The sequence below is a fragment of the Acinetobacter corruptisaponis genome, from assembly GCF_030053775.1.
Lineage (GTDB): Bacteria > Pseudomonadota > Gammaproteobacteria > Pseudomonadales > Moraxellaceae > Acinetobacter > Acinetobacter corruptisaponis.
In genome coordinates this window covers 236571-255668 of the sequence record NZ_CP125669.1, presented here as the reverse complement: position 1 = coordinate 255668, position 19098 = coordinate 236571, and the positions used below count along the sequence as shown (strand labels likewise).

The 19098-nt window shown below is 41.6% G+C and carries 18 protein-coding genes; 11 read left to right on the top strand and 7 right to left on the bottom strand.

All coding sequences use genetic code 11. The annotated features are described in order from the left end of the window. Positions 1-42: 42 nt before the first annotated feature. Positions 43-1092, bottom strand: a complete 1050-nt coding sequence (argC, locus tag QLH32_RS01185) for an N-acetyl-gamma-glutamyl-phosphate reductase (RefSeq protein WP_283267676.1) — start codon at positions 1090-1092, stop codon at positions 43-45. Between the two features lie 333 nt (positions 1093-1425). Between argC and QLH32_RS01180 the strand changes: the two genes are divergently transcribed. Continuing rightward, positions 1426-2949, top strand: a complete 1524-nt coding sequence (locus QLH32_RS01180; protein ID WP_283267675.1) for a hypothetical protein — start codon at positions 1426-1428, stop codon at positions 2947-2949. Here the strand turns inward: QLH32_RS01180 and QLH32_RS01175 are convergent. Together QLH32_RS01175 and rpiA are read right to left on the bottom strand one after the other, a co-directional pair. Continuing rightward, positions 2946-3635 (bottom strand): M48 family metallopeptidase, encoded by a 690-nt coding sequence (locus tag QLH32_RS01175; RefSeq protein WP_283267674.1) that lies wholly within the window; start codon positions 3633-3635, stop codon positions 2946-2948. The two genes, QLH32_RS01180 and QLH32_RS01175, sit on opposite strands and share 4 nt — an antisense overlap. Beyond that, complete coding sequence (rpiA, locus tag QLH32_RS01170) at positions 3635-4306, bottom strand: ribose-5-phosphate isomerase RpiA (protein ID WP_283267672.1); 672 nt, start codon at positions 4304-4306, stop codon at positions 3635-3637. The genes QLH32_RS01175 and rpiA overlap by 1 nt, the downstream gene beginning before the upstream one ends. Positions 4307-4404: 98 nt before the next feature. On the opposite strand from rpiA, the gene ilvA reads away from it, so the two are divergent. The 3 genes from ilvA to QLH32_RS01155 all read left to right on the top strand — a co-directional run bounded on the left by ilvA (position 4405) and on the right by QLH32_RS01155 (position 8165). Continuing rightward, the gene (gene ilvA / locus QLH32_RS01165; protein ID WP_283267671.1) at positions 4405-5949 is read left to right on the top strand and encodes a threonine ammonia-lyase, biosynthetic; all 1545 of its coding nucleotides are present in this window, start codon (positions 4405-4407) and stop codon (positions 5947-5949) included. 227 nt (positions 5950-6176) lie between these two features. After that, complete coding sequence (locus tag QLH32_RS01160) at positions 6177-6827, top strand: potassium channel family protein (RefSeq protein ID WP_267979308.1); 651 nt, start codon at positions 6177-6179, stop codon at positions 6825-6827. After that, positions 6828-8165 (top strand): TrkH family potassium uptake protein, encoded by a 1338-nt coding sequence (locus QLH32_RS01155; RefSeq protein WP_267979307.1) that lies wholly within the window; start codon positions 6828-6830, stop codon positions 8163-8165. It begins immediately after the preceding gene. A gap of 22 nt (positions 8166-8187) precedes the next feature. On the opposite strand, the gene QLH32_RS01150 is transcribed toward QLH32_RS01155, so the two are convergent. The 4 genes from QLH32_RS01150 to QLH32_RS01135 form a co-directional block, all read right to left on the bottom strand. Further along, a complete protein-coding gene (locus QLH32_RS01150) occupies positions 8188-8712 on the bottom strand; it encodes a cysteine peptidase family C39 domain-containing protein (RefSeq protein ID WP_283267669.1) in 525 nt (174 codons plus the stop codon). Then, positions 8713-9882 carry a phospholipase A gene (locus tag QLH32_RS01145; RefSeq protein ID WP_283267668.1) on the bottom strand — a complete coding sequence of 390 codons (1170 nt, stop codon included), beginning with the start codon at positions 9880-9882 and terminating at the stop codon, positions 8713-8715. Positions 9883-9902: 20 nt separating this feature from the next. After that, entirely contained in the window at positions 9903-12830 is a 2928-nt protein-coding gene (locus QLH32_RS01140; protein ID WP_283267667.1) for an insulinase family protein, read from the bottom strand. Between the two features lie 129 nt (positions 12831-12959). Continuing rightward, on the bottom strand, positions 12960-13409 hold the full coding sequence (locus tag QLH32_RS01135) for a GNAT family N-acetyltransferase (protein ID WP_432442293.1): 450 nt from the start codon (positions 13407-13409) through the stop codon (positions 12960-12962). Between the two features lie 118 nt (positions 13410-13527). Here QLH32_RS01135 and QLH32_RS01130 point away from each other — a divergent pair, with 118 nt between their 5' ends. The 7 genes from QLH32_RS01130 to cydX all read left to right on the top strand — a co-directional run bounded on the left by QLH32_RS01130 (position 13528) and on the right by cydX (position 19097). Beyond that, positions 13528-14541 (top strand): adenosine kinase, encoded by a 1014-nt coding sequence (locus QLH32_RS01130; RefSeq protein ID WP_283267664.1) that lies wholly within the window; start codon positions 13528-13530, stop codon positions 14539-14541. 16 nt (positions 14542-14557) lie between these two features. Beyond that, entirely contained in the window at positions 14558-14863 is a 306-nt protein-coding gene (locus QLH32_RS01125; protein ID WP_262450799.1) for a Rieske (2Fe-2S) protein, read from the top strand. Positions 14864-14885: 22 nt separating this feature from the next. Further along, a complete protein-coding gene (locus tag QLH32_RS01120; RefSeq protein WP_279959149.1) occupies positions 14886-15497 on the top strand; it encodes an OB-fold-containig protein in 612 nt (203 codons plus the stop codon). 573 nt (positions 15498-16070) lie between these two features. Further along, positions 16071-16262 (top strand): cytochrome oxidase putative small subunit CydP, encoded by a 192-nt coding sequence (gene cydP / locus QLH32_RS01115; protein WP_004799125.1) that lies wholly within the window; start codon positions 16071-16073, stop codon positions 16260-16262. Next, the gene (locus QLH32_RS01110; RefSeq protein WP_267979298.1) at positions 16262-17839 is read left to right on the top strand and encodes a cytochrome ubiquinol oxidase subunit I; all 1578 of its coding nucleotides are present in this window, start codon (positions 16262-16264) and stop codon (positions 17837-17839) included. Before cydP ends, QLH32_RS01110 begins: the two co-directional genes overlap by 1 nt. Further along, a complete protein-coding gene (cydB, locus tag QLH32_RS01105) occupies positions 17836-18981 on the top strand; it encodes a cytochrome d ubiquinol oxidase subunit II (protein ID WP_283267662.1) in 1146 nt (381 codons plus the stop codon). The genes QLH32_RS01110 and cydB overlap by 4 nt, the downstream gene beginning before the upstream one ends. A 14-nt stretch (positions 18982-18995) precedes the next feature. Continuing rightward, entirely contained in the window at positions 18996-19097 is a 102-nt protein-coding gene (cydX, locus tag QLH32_RS01100) for a cytochrome bd-I oxidase subunit CydX (RefSeq protein ID WP_002120988.1), read from the top strand. Position 19098 lies beyond the last annotated feature (1 nt).

The following is a 19098-nucleotide window of genomic DNA, read 5'->3' as shown; positions in this document are numbered from 1 at the left end:
TTAAATCCATATTTAAATGTGTGTGAAGTAAAAAAGCGTTTTTTATGGTAATAAACCGATACCATTCAAACCAGCAGCCTCATCAAAACCAAACATGAGGTTCATATTTTGAACTGCCTGGCCAGCGGCACCTTTCACCAAATTGTCCTGTGCAACCAAGATAATCAACTTATTTGGCTGAGGACGATATAAAGCGATTCGTAATTCATTAGCACCACGAACACTGCGGGTCTCAGGCGAACTATTGGCTGGCATCACATCCACAAAGCGTTCATTTTGATAAAAATTTTGGTAAAGTTCCTGCAAATCGGTTTGCTGGCCTTGCTCTGTCAAGTCTACATAAATGGTACTGAGCATACCACGAATCATGGGCACTAAATGAGGTACAAAAATAAGCTGGTCAAACTGGCCTTGTTGACCTGAAATATTCTCTAGGGCCTCAACAATCTCAGGGTGATGACGATGGCCCGCAACACCATAAGCCTTGAAATTATCCGCATTTTCACTATAGATCATGCCCAGGCTGGCTTTGCGACCTGCACCAGATACGCCTGATTTTGCATCAACAATAATGCTTTGTGTATTTATGAGTTGATTTTGCGCTTTTAACAAAGGCGCCAAACCCAATTGTACTGTGGTTGGATAACAACCTGGATTACCAATCACCTTGGCGTTTTTAATTTTTTCACGATTAAGTTCACTCAAGCCATATACTGAATCTTTCAATACCGTTGGGCAGCTATGTTGCATGCCATACCATTTCTCGAATTGAGCTAAATCCTGTAAACGGAAATCAGCGGCAAGATCAATCACTTTTGTACCAGCAGCAATGAGTTCCTCAGCATGTTGCATTGCAACCCCATGAGGTGTTGCAAAAAACACAACATCACATTGCTTGAGCAGCTCCAGACTAAGATCGGAGAACTCAAGATCAGTATGTCCACGTAAACTTGGGAACATATCCGCTACACGCTTTCCTGCCTCAGTTCGGGAAGTTAGAACACACACTTGAGCTTGTGGATGTCTTAATAATAGACGCAATAATTCAACGCCTGTATATCCAGTTCCCCCAACAATTCCAACAGAAATCACGTGCTCTACCTCAAATGATATATGTATCGCTAGTATGGCAGTTTGATGGGATTTTCACAATCCACAACCCTATAACTTATATAGTGTTTCTTATGTTTATGGCTTTATATGCAACGAATCCAGAAATTCATGGAATCACCATATACAGGATTTAATCATTGTAAAAGATTCGCTATTCAGCAAAAAACAGTGTAAAAGATATTTTTAAATCGTTTTACTGATACCAATTTTACCACTGGTCAAGAAATACTATTGAATCATTGAAGTATTCGCATAGAATAAAAACCATGCGGTAATAATAAATTTCATGGATGCAAATTTTGGAGAGCGGGAATGCCTTCTTTGAGTGTAAAACAAAGAACATATCGTCATATTGGTCTAGGCTTAGGCACAGTTTTATTAAGTTCAGTACTCATTAGTTGTGGTAGTGGTGAAAGTAAGGCGCGTATTGACAACACTCCTGTAGTTTCAGTGCCTAAACCAAAGAATTTTGACATTAAAGTTCCTGTAGAAATGCGTAATGTCGTTGTTAAAGTTCTCGACAATACCGATAACTCCATCGTTCTTGAACAGACATTAAGTACAACAACAAACTTGAGCCTTACATTACCAATAGTGCTTAACCGCAGCCATTTATATAGAGTTGAACTATCTACTCTTCCGAATTCGCTGATTTATGATTTTATCAGTGGCCAATATCAAGATTTTTCCATGACATTACATACACTTGTCAACGTTGATACCAGTAACCTAACCCAAAATATTTTTATCAATCCAAGTTCAGAAGCAATTTACCAACGTTCACTCATCCGCTCAGGACAATTACCCAATGAACCAGAAGACCCAACAGGAATTAGTTCATTACATCTAAAAATGGCCACTGCCGATATAAATTCTGCCTTATTAAATGCATTTGGTATGAATATCCATAATCTTGATCCATCCTATTTATTAAATGCTTTCACACCTCAAACAATGGATATGCCTCAACAAGCCAATTTATACACAACCACATATTTAAGTTTTGGCTATTTAAAACAATGGGCAAATCAGTTTCCAAATAATACTTTTACCGAATTTACCAAAAATCTGGCTATAGATTTACGGGATGGCTATCTTGATGCAAAAAAAATACGTGGAGATCATGCAAGCTTAACATCGCTTATTACTGCTGCTCCTGAAAATATTGATCCAGCTAAAAATACATTGCTTAATATTACGATTAATCAAAAAAGTACTCGAGACCAATATGCTGCTTCTTTAAAAGAATCGGTATTAGAGCTAGCCAACATGTATCAACAACAAAACCTAAACCCAACTGGCTATGCATTATTACAGCAAAAAGATTATTCAGATAGAGAACCAACGATTGATTCCACCTCCTCTTTCCGTATTGCTGGTGCTGGTGACTATCGTCGTGCCGTTGGTTTCATAGATGTAACTGGAAGTTGTAATGGTTCAAAATATTCATGTAAACAAGGTGTGACTGGAATTAACTTGGTTAATGCCAATCTACCCTCTATTGAATATCTCATTGGTCATTACGAAGACAAAACTAATGGTTGCCAATTAAATATTCGTGCCAATGGCGCACTGGAACTGATTAAGGATTCAAAAATGTACCGCTCAGTTTTAGATGCGGATAGTACCGATAATTTATTACAAGTCGATAAAGCAAGTTCTGAATATTTACTGAACAGCAGCTCCCCAGAACCAAGCAATGAGTCCTTAAAATACACATTTGTACAGGTTCACATTAAGGCCAATCAGGTATTGAGTGCACAGGCAGGTTTGGACAGCCGTAAAGCACCTGATGAACAGTTACAAGAAACTCAGGCACAATGTAGTTTTAGCTAGACATACCACCATGCAGGCAACTGGATACTTTTCAATTGCCTGCGATGCTGTAAATAATCTGGATCATGCTGACTGACTCGATGCCAAAATGCAGGGCTATGATCAAAATGCTGTGTATGAACCAGTTCATGTACACATACTGCGCGAACATTCTGCTCAGGCATAAGCACCAATGCCGCATGAAGCATAATATCCTGCCTTGAACTACAACTTCCCCACCGTGTTTTTGGTCTTCGAATCGTACAACTTTGATAGGGCAAACCTATTTCCTGGCTAATTTGGGTTAAATATTTAGGTAAAAATTGTTTTGCATAGGCAAGTGTTACAGCCTGTAAAGCCTTTTCAGGTTGTTCATTTCGAATGAACAAAACATGTTGTGCCCAGTCGAACTTAAAAATATTGCGTTGTTGCTGATGAATAATTTGGAATGGCTGTAAATGATAAAATAATTTAATCTGTTCTGGAAAAGCAGCTGTTAAATTTAATTGTTTTTGCTGTTTATCCCAAGTTTCAATCAGCCATTGCTCTGATTGATTTAAAAACTGCTGAATCTGTTTCTTAGTACAAAATAAAGGAACTGTTAAACGAATACCTGTCGGTTCAACACGCAGGCGCAAATTTCGCGCGCTGGCATGTCGAACCATTTTAATTTCAGGTAATTGAGCTTTTAATGAAATCAGGGCCATTATTGGGCAGTGCGTTCTTCAATACCATGATCAGTCGCCACAATGGCGATACTTGCTGCATTTAAGGCAAAAATACCATTGGTCACCACACCTGGAATATTGTTGAGCGTTTTTTCCAATTCAATGGCATTTAAGATATTGAGGTTAAAAACATCCAGAATCACGTTACCATTGTCAGTCACCACGCCTTCACGATAAGCTGGATCCCCCCCCAGCGCCACGATCTTGCGTGCAACCGCAGAGCGTGCCATGGGAATCACTTCCACAGGCAATGGAAAATTACGCCCCAATTGCCCCACCCATTTTGAGTCATCCACAATACATACAAATTTCTTGGCAATTGAAGCCACAATTTTTTCACGGGTCAAGGCTGCGCCACCACCCTTGATCATGTGCATATGACGGTCAATTTCGTCTGCGCCATCTACATAGGCATCTAGCCCACCCACCGAGTTCATGTCAACCACTTCAATCCCAAGTTTTTTCAGGCGCTCAGCCGTTGCATTGGAACTTGCCACTGCCGCCTCTAACTGCAATTCAGGCAACAAATCAATTAAAAAATTGACGGTACTTCCTGTTCCTACGCCCAAGATGCCGCCTTTGGGCAAATGTTTCAATGCCGCTTTTGCCGCAGCCTGTTTCTTTTCATCTTGGGTTGCATATAGACTCATGACTTCACTCAACTATTTTGACATTTGCTGCAAGAAAACAGCGCAAATGCACAGGGGTTTGCTACAATGTTCACCTATTTTAAACTGTTATAGGGAAGATGAACATGCTGTCTCGTGTGGTACGACAAATTTTACAAGCAACGGTTTATGATGTTGCGATTGAAACACCGCTTGAAGCAGCTCCACGAATTAGTCAAAAAATTAACAATAACATTCGATTTAAACGTGAAGATTTACAGCCTGTATTTTCGTTCAAACTACGCGGTGCGTATAACCGTATCAGCCAACTTCCCAAAGATCAATTAGCGCGTGGTGTCATTTGTGCCTCTGCGGGTAACCATGCGCAAGGTGTGGCCTTATCTGGAAAAAAACTCGGCATCCCTGCCATTATTGTTATGCCAAGCACCACGCCAGACATTAAGGTACAAGCGGTAAAAAATCTGGGTGGTCAGGTTGTCCTGCATGGTGACAGCTTTGATATTGCCAATAAATATGCCAAACAACGTGCTGAAACTGAGGGCCTGGTCTTTATCCCTCCTTATGATGATGAACTGGTGATTGCTGGTCAGGGCACCATTGCCAATGAATTACTCCGTCAATGGCGTGATGTGGAATATGTCTTTGTTGCTGTAGGTGGTGGTGGACTGATTGCAGGTGTGGCTGCCTATTTAGGTGAGGTTGCCCCTCATGTCAAGGTGGTGGGGGTTGAATATGAGGAATCTGCCTGCCTAAAGGCCGCACTTGAAAGCAATGAACGTGTGATTTTACCGCATGTGGGTTTATTTGCAGATGGTACGGCGGTGGCCCAGATTGGTGAATTACCATTTGAAATGATTCGCTTAATGAAATCAGACAGTTCAGGCCCAATTGTTGAACCTGTTATTGTCACGGTTGATACGGATGAAATTTGTGCGGCGATTAAAGACACCTATGATGAAAACCGCTGTATTGTTGAGCCATCAGGCGCAATGGCACTCGCTGGAATCAAGAAATATGTGGCAGAACATCAATTAACAGACAAAAACATGGTGTCAATTGTTTGTGGTGCCAACATGAATTTTGATCGTCTGCGTTATATTGCAGAACGAACTGAATTGGGCGAGCGTAAAGAAGCGATTTATGCGGTTACCATTCCAGAGCAGAAAGGGGCTTTCCTGCAATTCTGCCGCGCCCTGCAAGGACGCAATATCACCGAGTTTAACTATCGGGCCAGTGACAGCAATCAGGCACAGGTTTTTGTCGGCATTAGCCTAAAAGGTGGTGAAACTGAACGTCACGAAATCCATGAATTACTCAAGCAACAATATGATGTGGATGACTTATCGGATGATGAAGTTGCGAAGCTGCATATTCGTTACTTGATTGGTGGTCATGCCAACCTTGAAAATGAACGCTTATTCCGTGTTGAGTTTCCAGAGCGTCCTGGTGCCTTGCTGACTTTCCTTGAACGTTTAGGTCCAACACATAACATCACCCTGTTCCACTATCGTAACCACGGTGCCGCTGAAGGTCGTGTATTGGTGGGACTACAGGCGACTGATGCCAAACAGAATCCTGATGGCCTGATTGAAACACTAGAAAAAATTACCTATCCATATGCAGAAATCAGCAACAATATTGGTTATCAGCGTTTCTTAAAATAAATACGTAGAGGCGAACTGTGTTCGCCTTATGTAAAATATAAATCAATTTTACACTTGTTATCCTTTTGGGCGAACGCAGTTCGCCCCTACAACGATCAATCTGAATAATACAAATTTATTTCATAATCTCATCCACTCATCTTAACTCACAAAATCTTACATATCATTCAATTTAGAACACTTAGAATAAATAAAAAGATATTTTTATCATTTAGTTAAGGACAGATATGGCACAGTTTGCAGTGATTGGTTTAGGAAGTTTCGGTGCAACTGTGGCACTGGAACTTACCCGACTAAAACATGATGTCATTGGCATTGATACCATTAAGCGCAATGTTGAAAATATATCGGATCAGATCACCCATGCCGTTATTGCGGATGCAACCGATGAACATGTCTTGGATGAGCTGAATATTCAAAATTGCGATGCTGTGGTGGTCGCGATTGGTGAAGATATTGAAGCCAGTATTTTATGCGTTTTAAACTTAAAAAATTTGGGTGTGGAAAAAATTCTGGTCAAGGCCAAGACCAAGGCACATCACACCATTTTGTCGCATTTGCATGTCAGTAAAATTATTCATCCTGAAGAAGATATGGGGGTTCGGGTTGCACAGGCATTAAATTACCCTATGGTCAGCCGTTATATGGATTTAGGCGACGAACATTATATTGTCAAGGTGCCTGTACAGGATAAACTCAACAATGTAAACCTGTCAGGCATTCTGCAACAGGAACCACATATTAAATTATTGTTATTGAAACGGAACCAACAGGTGATTTATGAAACTGATAGCAATTTCACTTTACAGGCAGGTGACATCCTGATTTTAGAGGGTTCACTGCATCATCTTAAAAAACTCTCAGGATGTTTCCTATAAATGACAATAAAAATAAATTCACAAAAGATATTCAACCTGAGCCCACCCTCATTGTTGGCAATTGGTTTTCTTAGTTTTATTCTGATCGGGACAATATTACTAAAACTACCTTTTGCCAATAATGGTAATGTCAGTTGGATGGATGCCTTGTTTACCGCAACTTCTGCGGTAACGATTACAGGTTTATCTGTGGTGAACTTGAGTGAATCGTTCAACCATTTTGGGCAGTTTATTATCTTGTTACTGATCCAGTCTGGTGGTTTGGGTTTTATGACCTTTGCAATTTTGGCGGCATTAAGCCTTGCCCCAAAACTTGGTCTGAAACAGCAAATGATGGCACAGGACAGTTTAGGACAAACCAGCCTCTCCAAAGTGACTTTTGTCGCCAAAGGTGTGGTGATTTATACCCTATTTTTTGAACTGATCGGTGTCATTATATTAACTGCCTCATTCACGCCCATCTACGGCTTTGCACGTGGACTATATTATGCAGTTTTTTACAGTGTTTCTGCGTTTAACAACGCGGGGTTCTCATTATTTGACAATAATTTAATGAGCTTCCAGAGCCATTACCTCATTTGTCTCACCATCAGTTTACTATATACCTTGGGTGGGATTGGCTTTCTGGTTTTAATTGACATCAAGCAGAATAAACGCTGGAGCAAACTCACACCGAACAGCAAACTGATTCTCAGTACAATCGCCATCCTGAATCTGGTGGCTTTTGTTTTAATATGGCTATTAGAATCCAATAACCCACTGACTTTAGGTTCTATGAGTCTGGGTGAACAAGCCATGAATGCCTGGTTTCAGGCCACAGTTCCCCGCTCTTCTGGTTTCAATACCATTGATACAGGTGCGATGGAACATAGTACCGCCTTACTGACCATGTTGCTCATGTTTATTGGTGGTGGTTCCCTGAGTACGGCAGGCGGCATTAAAGTAGGCACTTTCGTTATTCTGGTGTTATGTGTGATTTCATTTTTAAGACGCAATGAAGAAATCCGTATTTTCAACCATTCCGTGTCACAGGAAACCACCTATAAAGCTCTCGCGGTCACCGCGATTACAGGGATGCTAGTATTTACAGGTTGCTTCATCCTGTTGCTTCTAGAACCTAAACTGGATGCGCTTGACCTGATGTTTGAGGTGGTTTCCGCCGCCTGTACGGTAGGCCTATCGCGTGGCGCAACAGGTGAACTGCATGATGGCAGTTTATTTGTTCTCAGTTTACTGATGTATACAGGCCGTTTGGGTCCACTCACCCTTGCCTACTTAATTGCAACGCCAAAGAAAAGTCGTTTAAAACATGCCATTGCCAACATTCAGATTGGGTAAATCGTCCAAAAATTGAGGCTAGCTAGAAAGCTGATATATTTCCCTGCTCAACCACAATGACTTGCCGACAAATTCCATCAGCTTGACGCTGTCGTTCAAATTCAGTTTTAGACATGACTTCAAAATGATCACAAAAACTGATTTCCTGTTCATAAACTGAATAGATCAAGGACTGATTCCCAACACCCTGCAAGCTATCATAAAATACAATCACAAATTTACCCGCTTCAAATGCCTGTTGAATCTCTGCATAAGTCAAGGCAGCCCGAATAGGAATCTTTAGGCGTTGTGCATCAACATAACTTTGCTGTTCTTTCTCATCAATATTTGGGTCAGGATCAGTATACAGCGACACTTCAAATCCCAATTTTTTCAAGGCCACAGCCAAGGCAATGGTAAATGTTCCCTCTTCCTGATCATGGCGGCATAATTGAATAAGGTCAGCAATATCAATATGGGTTTGATATTGCTTTATAATCAGCCAGACCGCAAACACCCCACAATTTGCCTCAAGCTGCAATAATGTTTCTGGAATATTTAAAGTCATTTAATACCAGTTCATTAACGACACACCCAAACCTGCATAGGTTGCACGGTGGTTATAGTCAATCAGGCTTTCACCATATCCATCAAAGAGTTGTAAATGACCACGCAGTTTGCCCTTGATTGGAAATGCCCAGTCAAACTGCACCGCGCCATGTGATTTATCACCACCTTTAAGGGAATGACGCAGCATAAGAGAAAAGTCATTTTCTCCCTTGCGATAAAATGCGGTTAAATCACCACGACCAATATAATCCTTAATATCAGGGTTATTATCATCCTTTGCTTCTTCCTCAATGCGATACCAAGGGCGAAGCATCAAAGCAAAGTTGTCTTTTTCAAAACCCAGATTAAAAATCATCCGATTCCAACTACGCGACAATGGATCAGAACGTCCATTGGATTGATGGTTTAAAGTGACACCTAGCAAACGTGCGTTTAGCCCTAAAATTTCATAATTGGTTCTAAACATTAAACTTGCTTCAGGTTCATAATTTGTCTCACGAAATGGACGTGATTCCTCAGAGTTGTAAACCTGCCAACGCGAAGACTGAGTATAACCTACCCATAAATCGCCATTATTACCCAGAATGTTTTCCCACGCCTTGGTCTTAAAGGAAATCTGGAACTTTGCCTCACTAGAGGTTAATTCCTGTTTCTCATTGACGGTATTTTGTGGGTTTGGACTGCTTGGAAATTCATTCTTGTCACTGGTCCAGAACACTGGCAGTAAATAAACAGGTTGATAGGCACGAATATTCCATACGCCTAACTTACTTTCTTCTGACAGCTCCCAACGGCGATCCAACAAGGAAACATTCGGATCAAACTTAGGCGCAGCACCCAACAAATGTAGGTCACTGACTTTTTGAACCACCTTATCCTTTAAAGATTCAGGCTTGGCTTTTTCATTGGTTTCAGAAACCGATACAGATGTGGCAGCAATCACAGGTTCAGCCACCTGAGCCTGCGGCTGAATAATGGTCGGTGCCTTAAAAAGCCCATCATAACAAGCCAGACGTTCAGCATTTGAAGCCAATGCCACACAGGCTTCAACTGTTGCGGGACTGGCTGGCGCCGTTGTCTGCGCATGGGTAAATGATGTGGTTAGAGAGCCTAGTATAGCCACCACACTAAACTCCAAATGACCCCGATCAAAAGATTTGAACGCCATAATTTTCTCCGATTCTTATTTTAATTGACCTGTTGGATACTAAATCCGAGTTGCTGTAGTTCTTCACGTTTTGCAAATGGCGCAACCACTGCTTTCACAGGTTTCTGTTGCAACAAATACTGTTTTGCCACACGGTTTAAATCATCCAGAGTCACCTTTAACAGGCGTTCACGTAGCATTTTACGGAATTTCGGTGTACGGGCATAACACGCTGTAATTGCCTCACCAGCAGGTGAACCAGGCTTATCCATACCTGCAACCAGACCTAAAATCGCCTCTTCAAGTTGATGCGACTGCTGTTCGGTATTCAGCAACCATTGCACACTGGCTTCAAAATCATTAAATGTTTCCGCCAATCGTGGATCACGGTAGCTATAAAAACGGAATGAGCAGGCATTGCCATCATAACTGGCTCCCCCACCATACGCTCCACCTTTTTCACGGATGGCACTATGCAAAAAGCCATTACGCAGGTAGGCAGCCAATACCATTAACGGTGCAGCATCAGCATGGGCAACATCAACCGCCTGATAGGCAGAAGCACAGAACTGCACATTGGCCTGGATCAGCCATGCTTCATCATTTTTTGTATTGACTTGTTCAACTTGAGTTAAAGTGACAGGTTCTCTATTGACTTGCAACTTGTCCCAGACATTTTGTACTTCTTCCACTAAACGGTCAGATTGATGCTCTTCACACACCAATAGGAACTGTTTAGGAGCCTGCAATAGCTTACGATGAATTGCCTGTAATTCAGCAATTAATACATTATAGGTATCTTCGTCCTGATCAATCTTAGTGACTAAATCACTCAGCCAGTTAAGCGCACCCAAACCTGTATTGTGATAGTCACGGCGAGCAAGTGCACTCATTTGACGTGAGGCAGTCTGCATCGCATAGCTATGCCCTGAACCAGACAAACGTGATTGCCAACGGGTTTTCCGTTGCTGCAATAGTTCGATGATACGGTCTTTCTCATCAAAGCGAAGCTGTTCAAATGCCAATTTTAATAACTGAATGGCATCAAGCTTCTGCGTTAATGACTTGGTGGTGAGGGTCAGCCATGCACTGATCCGATCCCTATTATCCACCTTGCTGCGTAGAGATGCACCCATACCTAGTCCACCACTGACTGCGGTCTGGAGTTGCTGCAATTCAAGGTAGTCGTATTCACCCGCACCGACTTCTCCCATTAAAATCGAAAGTAAGTTGAAATACGGTGACTGCACAATTTCGTCAGGAATCTGAATCAACACTTGTTGGTAATAAATACCGTTGGTGCCTGCATGATAAAGATTTAATGGTGTATCCAGACCATTACAGATAATCTCACGCAACTGACCTTGCACAATATGTAAATCAGCAGGAACATCTTCCAGTCCCACTTTTGGCAATAGCTCAAGATCATCAGGTGTATCCTGACGTTTTTTTAGTGCCTCAGTTTTTTCCTGAATCGCGATTTTCTGGGCTTCAGTCAGGTTTGCCGTAATCTCAGCCAAACGAGCCTGTTCAGCCTGTTGCTCTTTCACCGATTTAGTTGCATCAGGAACCAAAGTCATTTGTACACGGTGTGGATTATCCAGCAGATGCGTTTGAATCAGTTTGGATAACCACATTGGGTCTTTTAATTCTTCCTTAACCTGTTCAATCGCAGAATCCACATCCCAGACATGAATCGGGTCATTATGGTGAATCGCACTGCCTAAACCATTCAGGATCAGGCTTAAGCCATACGGTGTGCCATCACCATTGATTTCACGTTGATGCAATTCAATCTGATGCAGAATTGCATCGACCAAATCAGTATCAACAGGCTTGGATGCAACTTCCTGTAGAATGTTTAATACGCCACTCTTAAAGTTTTCAGCATATTCTGCATTTGAACCTTGTATGCCACAATAAAATGTCATTTCAAAATTGCTGTCATCCACCCCCATTAATGGCCCTGTGGACTGTGCATAGCCACAGGTTTCCAGATAATGACGCAATGGTGAAGCTGAATTTTCCAGTAAAATCCCCTCAACCAGACGCATACCTAAACGCAGCTTAATATCGCTGGTTTCAGGCAATAACCATGACATCACATGATAGGTCTTATCTTTCAGGTCTTCACTATCCACTGCGTAGGATTCAGTCACCTCAATGGGTGCGGTTAAACGCTTCTCAGGTGTAGAATATAAAGTTGTTCCTTTGGAGAATTTATGCAAGGCCAGTTTTTCAAACTGTTCTTGCAGATCATATGCACTTTGATTACCAAAGGTCATAAATACCGCATTACTTGGATGGTAATGGGTTTTGTAGAACTCAACTAACTGTTCATAACTCAAATCTGGAATGTCTTTTGGATCACCGCCAGAGTTGTAGTGATAGGTGGTTTCAGGGAATAGATGATAGGCCAATTGATGATAAAGCTGGTCTGTAGGAGAACTCATTGCCCCTTTCATTTCATTAAACACCACACCTTTATAAACCGCCTGATCATTCTCTAGCTCAATACGGATTCCCTCCTGGGCAAAGTCCAGAGGATTCAGGTTTGCGGCAAAGGCAGCATCTAAATAAACCGACAACAGGTTTTGAAAATCTTTCTTATTCTGCGTTGCAAATGGATATGCGGTCCAGTCTGCCGCGGTAAAGGCATTCATAAAGGTATTCAATGAGCGGCGGATCATTAAAAAGAATGGATCGCGGACTGGAAACTTCTCAGAACCACATAAAGCGGTATGCTCTAAAATATGTGCGGTTCCCTTTGAATCCATCGGTTGCGTTCTAAACGCCACCAGAAACACATTTTCATCATTGTTGGTCGCGAGATGATAGTGAACCGCACCCGTCACTTTATGTTTATATTCTGAAACGTGAATATCAAGTGCTTCTACATGGTGTTGACGTAATAGCTGAAACGCAGGGTGAATTGTTTGAGTAATGCTTTCAGAAACATCGACAGTCATGTGATCTCCAATTTATCTATTTAATTAACGCTATTGATTATAGAGAGTCTACCGAAGAATATGCACGGATATCCATGTAAATTGGTATGTTTTTGTAGAAAAATTCAGCGAGTGGTGATCCATACCCGTTCAAAAAATCTTCCTAAAATTAGTGTTTGGTAAATCTACGGGTTCATAGCCCATTTTCTGATAAAAACTGGCTGCATTTGCAGTGTCAGTAAATAAATGCAGTTCATGGAAATAAGTCTGTGCATACTGTTCAATATATTGGAGCAAGTAAGCTCCAACACCTTGTCGACGATAATCAGGATGAATATAAAAACGCCGTAAACGCCCGACTTGCCCTGAATGGTGAAAAGGATCTTGGTTTAGTCCAGCTACAGCAATCAATTGATCTTTCGGGGTATAGACAGCAAATAAAGCCTCTCCATGCTGATCAAAGCAATTTTCACCTGCTTGAAAATCCTGCTTTAGTTTATTTAGGAAGCGGAAATTCTCACTTTGTGAATATTTAATCAGTACATCAAGTTGTGGGGGTAATTCCAAAACTCGTTCAATTTTAAAGCTGTCCAACATCATCATTCACCCCTTTAATCTTTGAATTAACCCTACATCACTTGAATTTTTTTCAACAAACTACTGTAATCCTGAGCATTGGTGTAAACTTTAGCTTTTGATTTTTACTGTGATGACAAACATGGCAACTGTTGATCTTTTTGCAATTGGAAATGCACTCATTGACCAGGAATTTAAAGTTTCTTATGAGTTTTTAACACAGCAGGCTTTGCAAAAAGGCACAATGCAGTTGACTGATGGCGACACCCAGGCCGCTTTATACCAGCAACTACAGGATACACAAACTTATAAAGGTCAAGCCAGTGGTGGTTCAGCAGCAAATACCACCGTTGCATTCAGCGCATTGGGTGGAACCGCTTTTTATGGATGCCGTGTCGGTAACGACGAACTTGGTTCAATTTATCTGAATGGTTTAAATGATGCGGGTATCCACACCACAACCCGATCAATCAGCGAAGGCGTAACAGGAACCTGTATGGTACTGATCAGCCCTGATTCAGAACGTACCATGCATACCTATCTAGGGATTACCGCTGAATTGTCTGCTGAGCAAATCGACTTTGAACCATTAAAAACAGCAAAATGGCTATATATCGAGGGTTACTTATCAACCAGTGATACGGCGCGTATTGCAGTCAAACAGACCCGTGAACTTGCAAAAGCGCATGGGGTGAAAATCGCCCTATCTCTTTCCGATCCAGCAATGGTGCAATATGCCCGTCAAGGTTTGGAAGAATTACTGGATGATGGCGTTGACTTACTGTTCTGTAATGAACAGGAAGCATTGATGTTTACCAATACAGAGAATCTTGATGATGCCATTGCAGCATTAAAATTAAACAATCAGCATATCGTAATCACACAGGGCGCCAATGGTGCGGTGATTATTGATCCAGCCCAACAGTTCCATGTGGCTGGACGGCATGTTGATGCTGTGGATACCAATGGTGCGGGTGATGCCTTTGCGGGTGCATTTTTATATGCCATCAATGCAGGCCTCGGTCTGGAATCGGCTGCCCAGCTTGCCATTTTAATTTCCAGTGAGGTTGTTGCTCAATTCGGCCCACGTTTAGCTGTCGAAAACTACGCCAAGCTATTTGAACAATTCAAATCCACACAACAGGAATGTGCATAACATGGAAAAGATTTGCATGACTGAGGAAGTCCCTGAACGTGAAGCACGTGCATATGACACCATGAAAGGAAAGACTATCTTCATCACCCAGCGTGACGGACAATTTTATGCCTACAATAATCTTTGTCCGCATTTGCAAACTGAGCTTGAATATCTGGAGAATCAATTTCTGGACCAGGACGGTGAATATATTCAATGTTCTACACATGGTGCCTTGTTCTCTGTAGAAACAGGCGAATGTATTTCAGGTCCATGCTTAGGTGACTTCCTTGAAAAAGTAAATTTGGAAGTCCACTCCGATGGTGGTATTTATATTGATTAGTGCCTAAATCATGAATTCTGCAATGACTGAGTTTTTTCTCAATTATTACCTGATGCCATTTCACATGAGTGTGGTGGCACTGGTCTTGCTCAGCATTGCAGAAACCATCGGTATCTTTATTGGGTTGCGCCCAAGTCATCTGGTTAAAAAGCTAACACCCGAATGGTTACTTCATTCACCGCTACTTGATGTTAAATTTTCCAAGTATCTCATCTTTGTTTTTTTACTCATCAATTTCAGTTTTGCTGGCTATTTTCTGGAATTGTCATTCTTTGCCTTGCAGCATTACTTTATTTCACCCTATTACCTTTTTATCCCAGCATTGATCATCGATATTTTCTTTACCGTGTTTATGATTCACTGTCTGGATCAGGTGATTAAACCTAAAGTCACGCATACTCATACCAATTTGGTTGGGCGTCTGGCAACCATTTCCACAGGTAACGCACGACCAGGATTCTCTGCCCAGGCACGTGTACGTGATGAGTTTGGTCAACTGTACTATGTTCAGGTTGAGCCTGAATATGGTGAACTGGAATTGCAATCCCAGGTGTTGCTCATTAGCCAAAAATCCAACTCATACTATCTGGCAAAAAAAATATCAATTTCCAACAAGTTATTCACACCAGACTGAGCTTAGACTTGTCTTAAATCATATAAAAAGTTGATTTCCTCACAGTCTCAATGAGATCAAAAGGATTTAATCGCCAATATTACAAATTGTTACAAAAAAAATAGCTGAAATTTTAAAACTTTAGTCTTTCATTTTTCTCATATTCCTGATCCAAGTTTACACCAAAACATAAAAGAGAAATGCATTACATTTTCAACAAAAACTCTACTAATACACTAGGTTTTATGGATATTTCATTGTAGTTAATATTTCTTTATGTAAATAAAATCACAAGCATTTGTTAATATTATGGTTTTTATATTCATACCATTTTACTTGGTTTTATTTTTATTTAATTCATTATTAACCCTATCTTTTTAATCGGATTTAAATTCACAAACATGACTATTTTAATCGGATTAATTCATAAAATAAAAATTTCAGAAAACAATTTATTAAAAACCAAAATTAAATTTTAAGTTATTGTTTTATATAACATAACAATATACATTTATTTAAAGTATACAAAAGGTTTATTTTTAATGAATTTTAATTAATAATGTGTAACATCTTTAAAAATATGAGGCTGGCTCAATGAAGACAAGTTCTCAAGACCCAAACCGAAGATTAATCTGGGAAATAGCAATTATTCTAATTATTAAAGTTGCAATTCTTATGCTGATTAAACATATCTGGTTCGATGCCCCAACCATTCCAAAAGATTTTAACAATCAAGTTGCCGAGCGTATTGCTGGTGACCTGCCCAACAATCAGGAGACACGTTGATGATTTCTGAAAGCGTGGTCGATCTTTCGCGGTTCCAATTCGCAATGACCGCAATGTATCACTTTCTTTTCGTTCCTCTCACTCTAGGTCTGGCGTTTATTCTTGCCATTATGGAAACCACGTATGTGATTTCAGGTAAAGAAATTTATAAAGACATGACCAAGTTCTGGGGAAAACTCTTCGGAATTAACTTTGCCCTTGGTGTGACCACTGGCTTAACCATGGAATTCCAGTTTGGTACCAACTGGGCGTATTACTCGCATTATGTTGGTGACATCTTCGGTGCGCCACTCGCAATTGAAGGCCTGATGGCTTTCTTCCTTGAATCCACCTTTATTGGCCTGTTCTTCTTTGGTTGGGATCGCCTCTCAAAAGTGCAGCATTTAGGGGTAACGTGGCTGGTTGCAATTGGCTCCAATATGTCTGCCCTGTGGATTTTGATTGCCAACGGCTGGATGCAGAACCCCGTTGGTGCTGCATTTAACTATGAAACCATGCGTATGGAACTGGTGGACTTCGGCGCGTTGATCTTCAACCCTGTTGCCCAGGTTAAATTCGTACACACAGTTTCTGCGGGTTATGTCACAGGTTCAATCTTTGTACTTGCGATCTCAAGTTATTACCTGTTAAAGAAACGTGATTTACCATTTGCACGCCGCTCTTTCGCAATCGCCGCAATTTTCGGTTTAGCCTCAACCCTATGCGTCATCTTACTGGGTGATGAATCGGGCTATGAGCTAGGTGATGTTCAAAAAACCAAACTTGCTGCAATTGAAGCTGAATGGCATACAGAACCTGCGCCAGCTGCATTTACCCTGTTTGGTATTCCCAACCAGAAAGAAATGCGTACCGACTATGCAATCAAGATTCCTTTTGTAATGGGACTGATTGCCACACGTTCTACCGATAAACAGGTCACTGGTATCCATGACTTGATGAAGGAACACGAAATCCGTATCCGTAATGGTATGGTTGCATACAGTGAGCTGGAAAAACTTCGTGCTGGAGACCGATCTCCTGACTTGCTTGCTTCATTTGAGAAAAACCAGAAAGACTTGGGTTATGGCCTTTTATTGAAAAAATATTCTCCAAATGTGGTCGATGCAACTGAAGAACACATTCAGGCAGCAACAAAGGACACCATTCCTAATGTAGCGGCATTGTTCTTCTCTTTCCGTGCCATGGTTGCCTCTGGCTTCCTCATGCTATTGCTGTTCCTTTTGGCAACTTGGGCTGTGGCAAAACGCAACGCAGAAAACAAGCCCTGGTTACTTAAATATGCCTTGTTTGCTCTCCCACTCCCATGGATTGCGGCCCAAACAGGTTGGTATGTGGCTGAGGGTGGTCGTCAACCTTGGTCAATCGGTGAAATCCTGCCAACACATTTATCTGCTTCAAGCGTAAGCACGGGTGATGTGTGGGGTTCAATCATCGCACTTGCAGCGTTCTATACCGTACTTCTTATCATTGAGATGTACTTAATGATCAAATTTGCTCGTTTAGGTCCAAGTTCTTTACATACTGGTAAATATCACTTTGAGAAACTGGCTGCAAAAACTGGGGAGGCTCAATCATGATCGAATATGAACTTCTCAAAATTATCTGGTGGGTACTGGTTGGTGTTTTACTGATTGGCTTTGCCCTCACAGATGGTTTCGACATGGGCTCAATGGCACTGATGCCATTCGTAGGCAAGACCGACTCGGAACGCCGTGCCGCCATCAACACCATTGCGCCGCACTGGGATGGCAATCAGGTATGGTTCATTACTGCGGGCGGTGCCCTGTTCGCCGCCTGGCCAATGGTTTATGCCGTCGCATTCTCAGGCATGTACTGGGCATTACTATTGGTCCTATTTGCCCTGTTCCTGCGACCTGTCGGATTTGACTATCGTTCCAAGCTGGAAAATACCCAATGGCGTAACTCTTGGGACTGGGGTCTATGTATTGGTGGTGCAGTTCCAGCATTGGTGTTTGGTGTCGCGTTTGGTAACTTATTCCTAGGTGTTCCATTCAGTCTGGATGATACGTTGCGTTCACAATATACAGGTAGCTTCTTTGCCTTATTGAATCCATTTGCGCTTGTCTGTGGTATCGTAAGTTTATCAATGTTATGCGCTCACGGCGGTGCATGGTTAATGTTACGCACGGATGGTGCCTTACATAACCGTTCCGCCAAGGCAACGCAGATCATGGCAATCGTGTTTCTGGTCTGCTTCCTTGCAGCGGGTGCATGGTTATACTTTGGAAGTATCGAGGGTTATGCCTACGCTACTGCGGTTAATACCAATGCCGCACTAAATCCACTGGCAAAAGATGTAGTGACCAATACCAATCATGGCTGGATGAATAACTATGGTACTTATCCAATCACGATGGCCGCACCGATTGCAGCGATTCTTGGTGCATTGCTGGTGATTATCAGCGCGGGCAAGCAAAAAGCTGCCGCAAGCTTTACAGGTACAAGCCTGATGATTGTGGGCGCAATCCTAACCGCTGGTTTTGCATTGTTCCCATTCTTATTGCCATCAAGCATCAATCCAGCTTCAAGCCTGACCATGTGGGATGCGGTATCCAGCCATAAAACACTAGGGGTTATGACCGTTGCCGCATGTATTTTTGTTCCTCTCATTTTGATCTATACCTCTTGGTCTTACTACAAAATGTGGGGTGTCATCACCAACAAACAAATTGAAGAAAACTCACATAGTTTGTACTAATGAGGAGATGTGAAATGTGGTATTTTGCATGGATTCTAGGCATTTTGATGGCATGTTTTGCGGGTGTGCTGAGTGCACTCTACATTGAACACCATCAAGATTTAGATGAGGAATAAG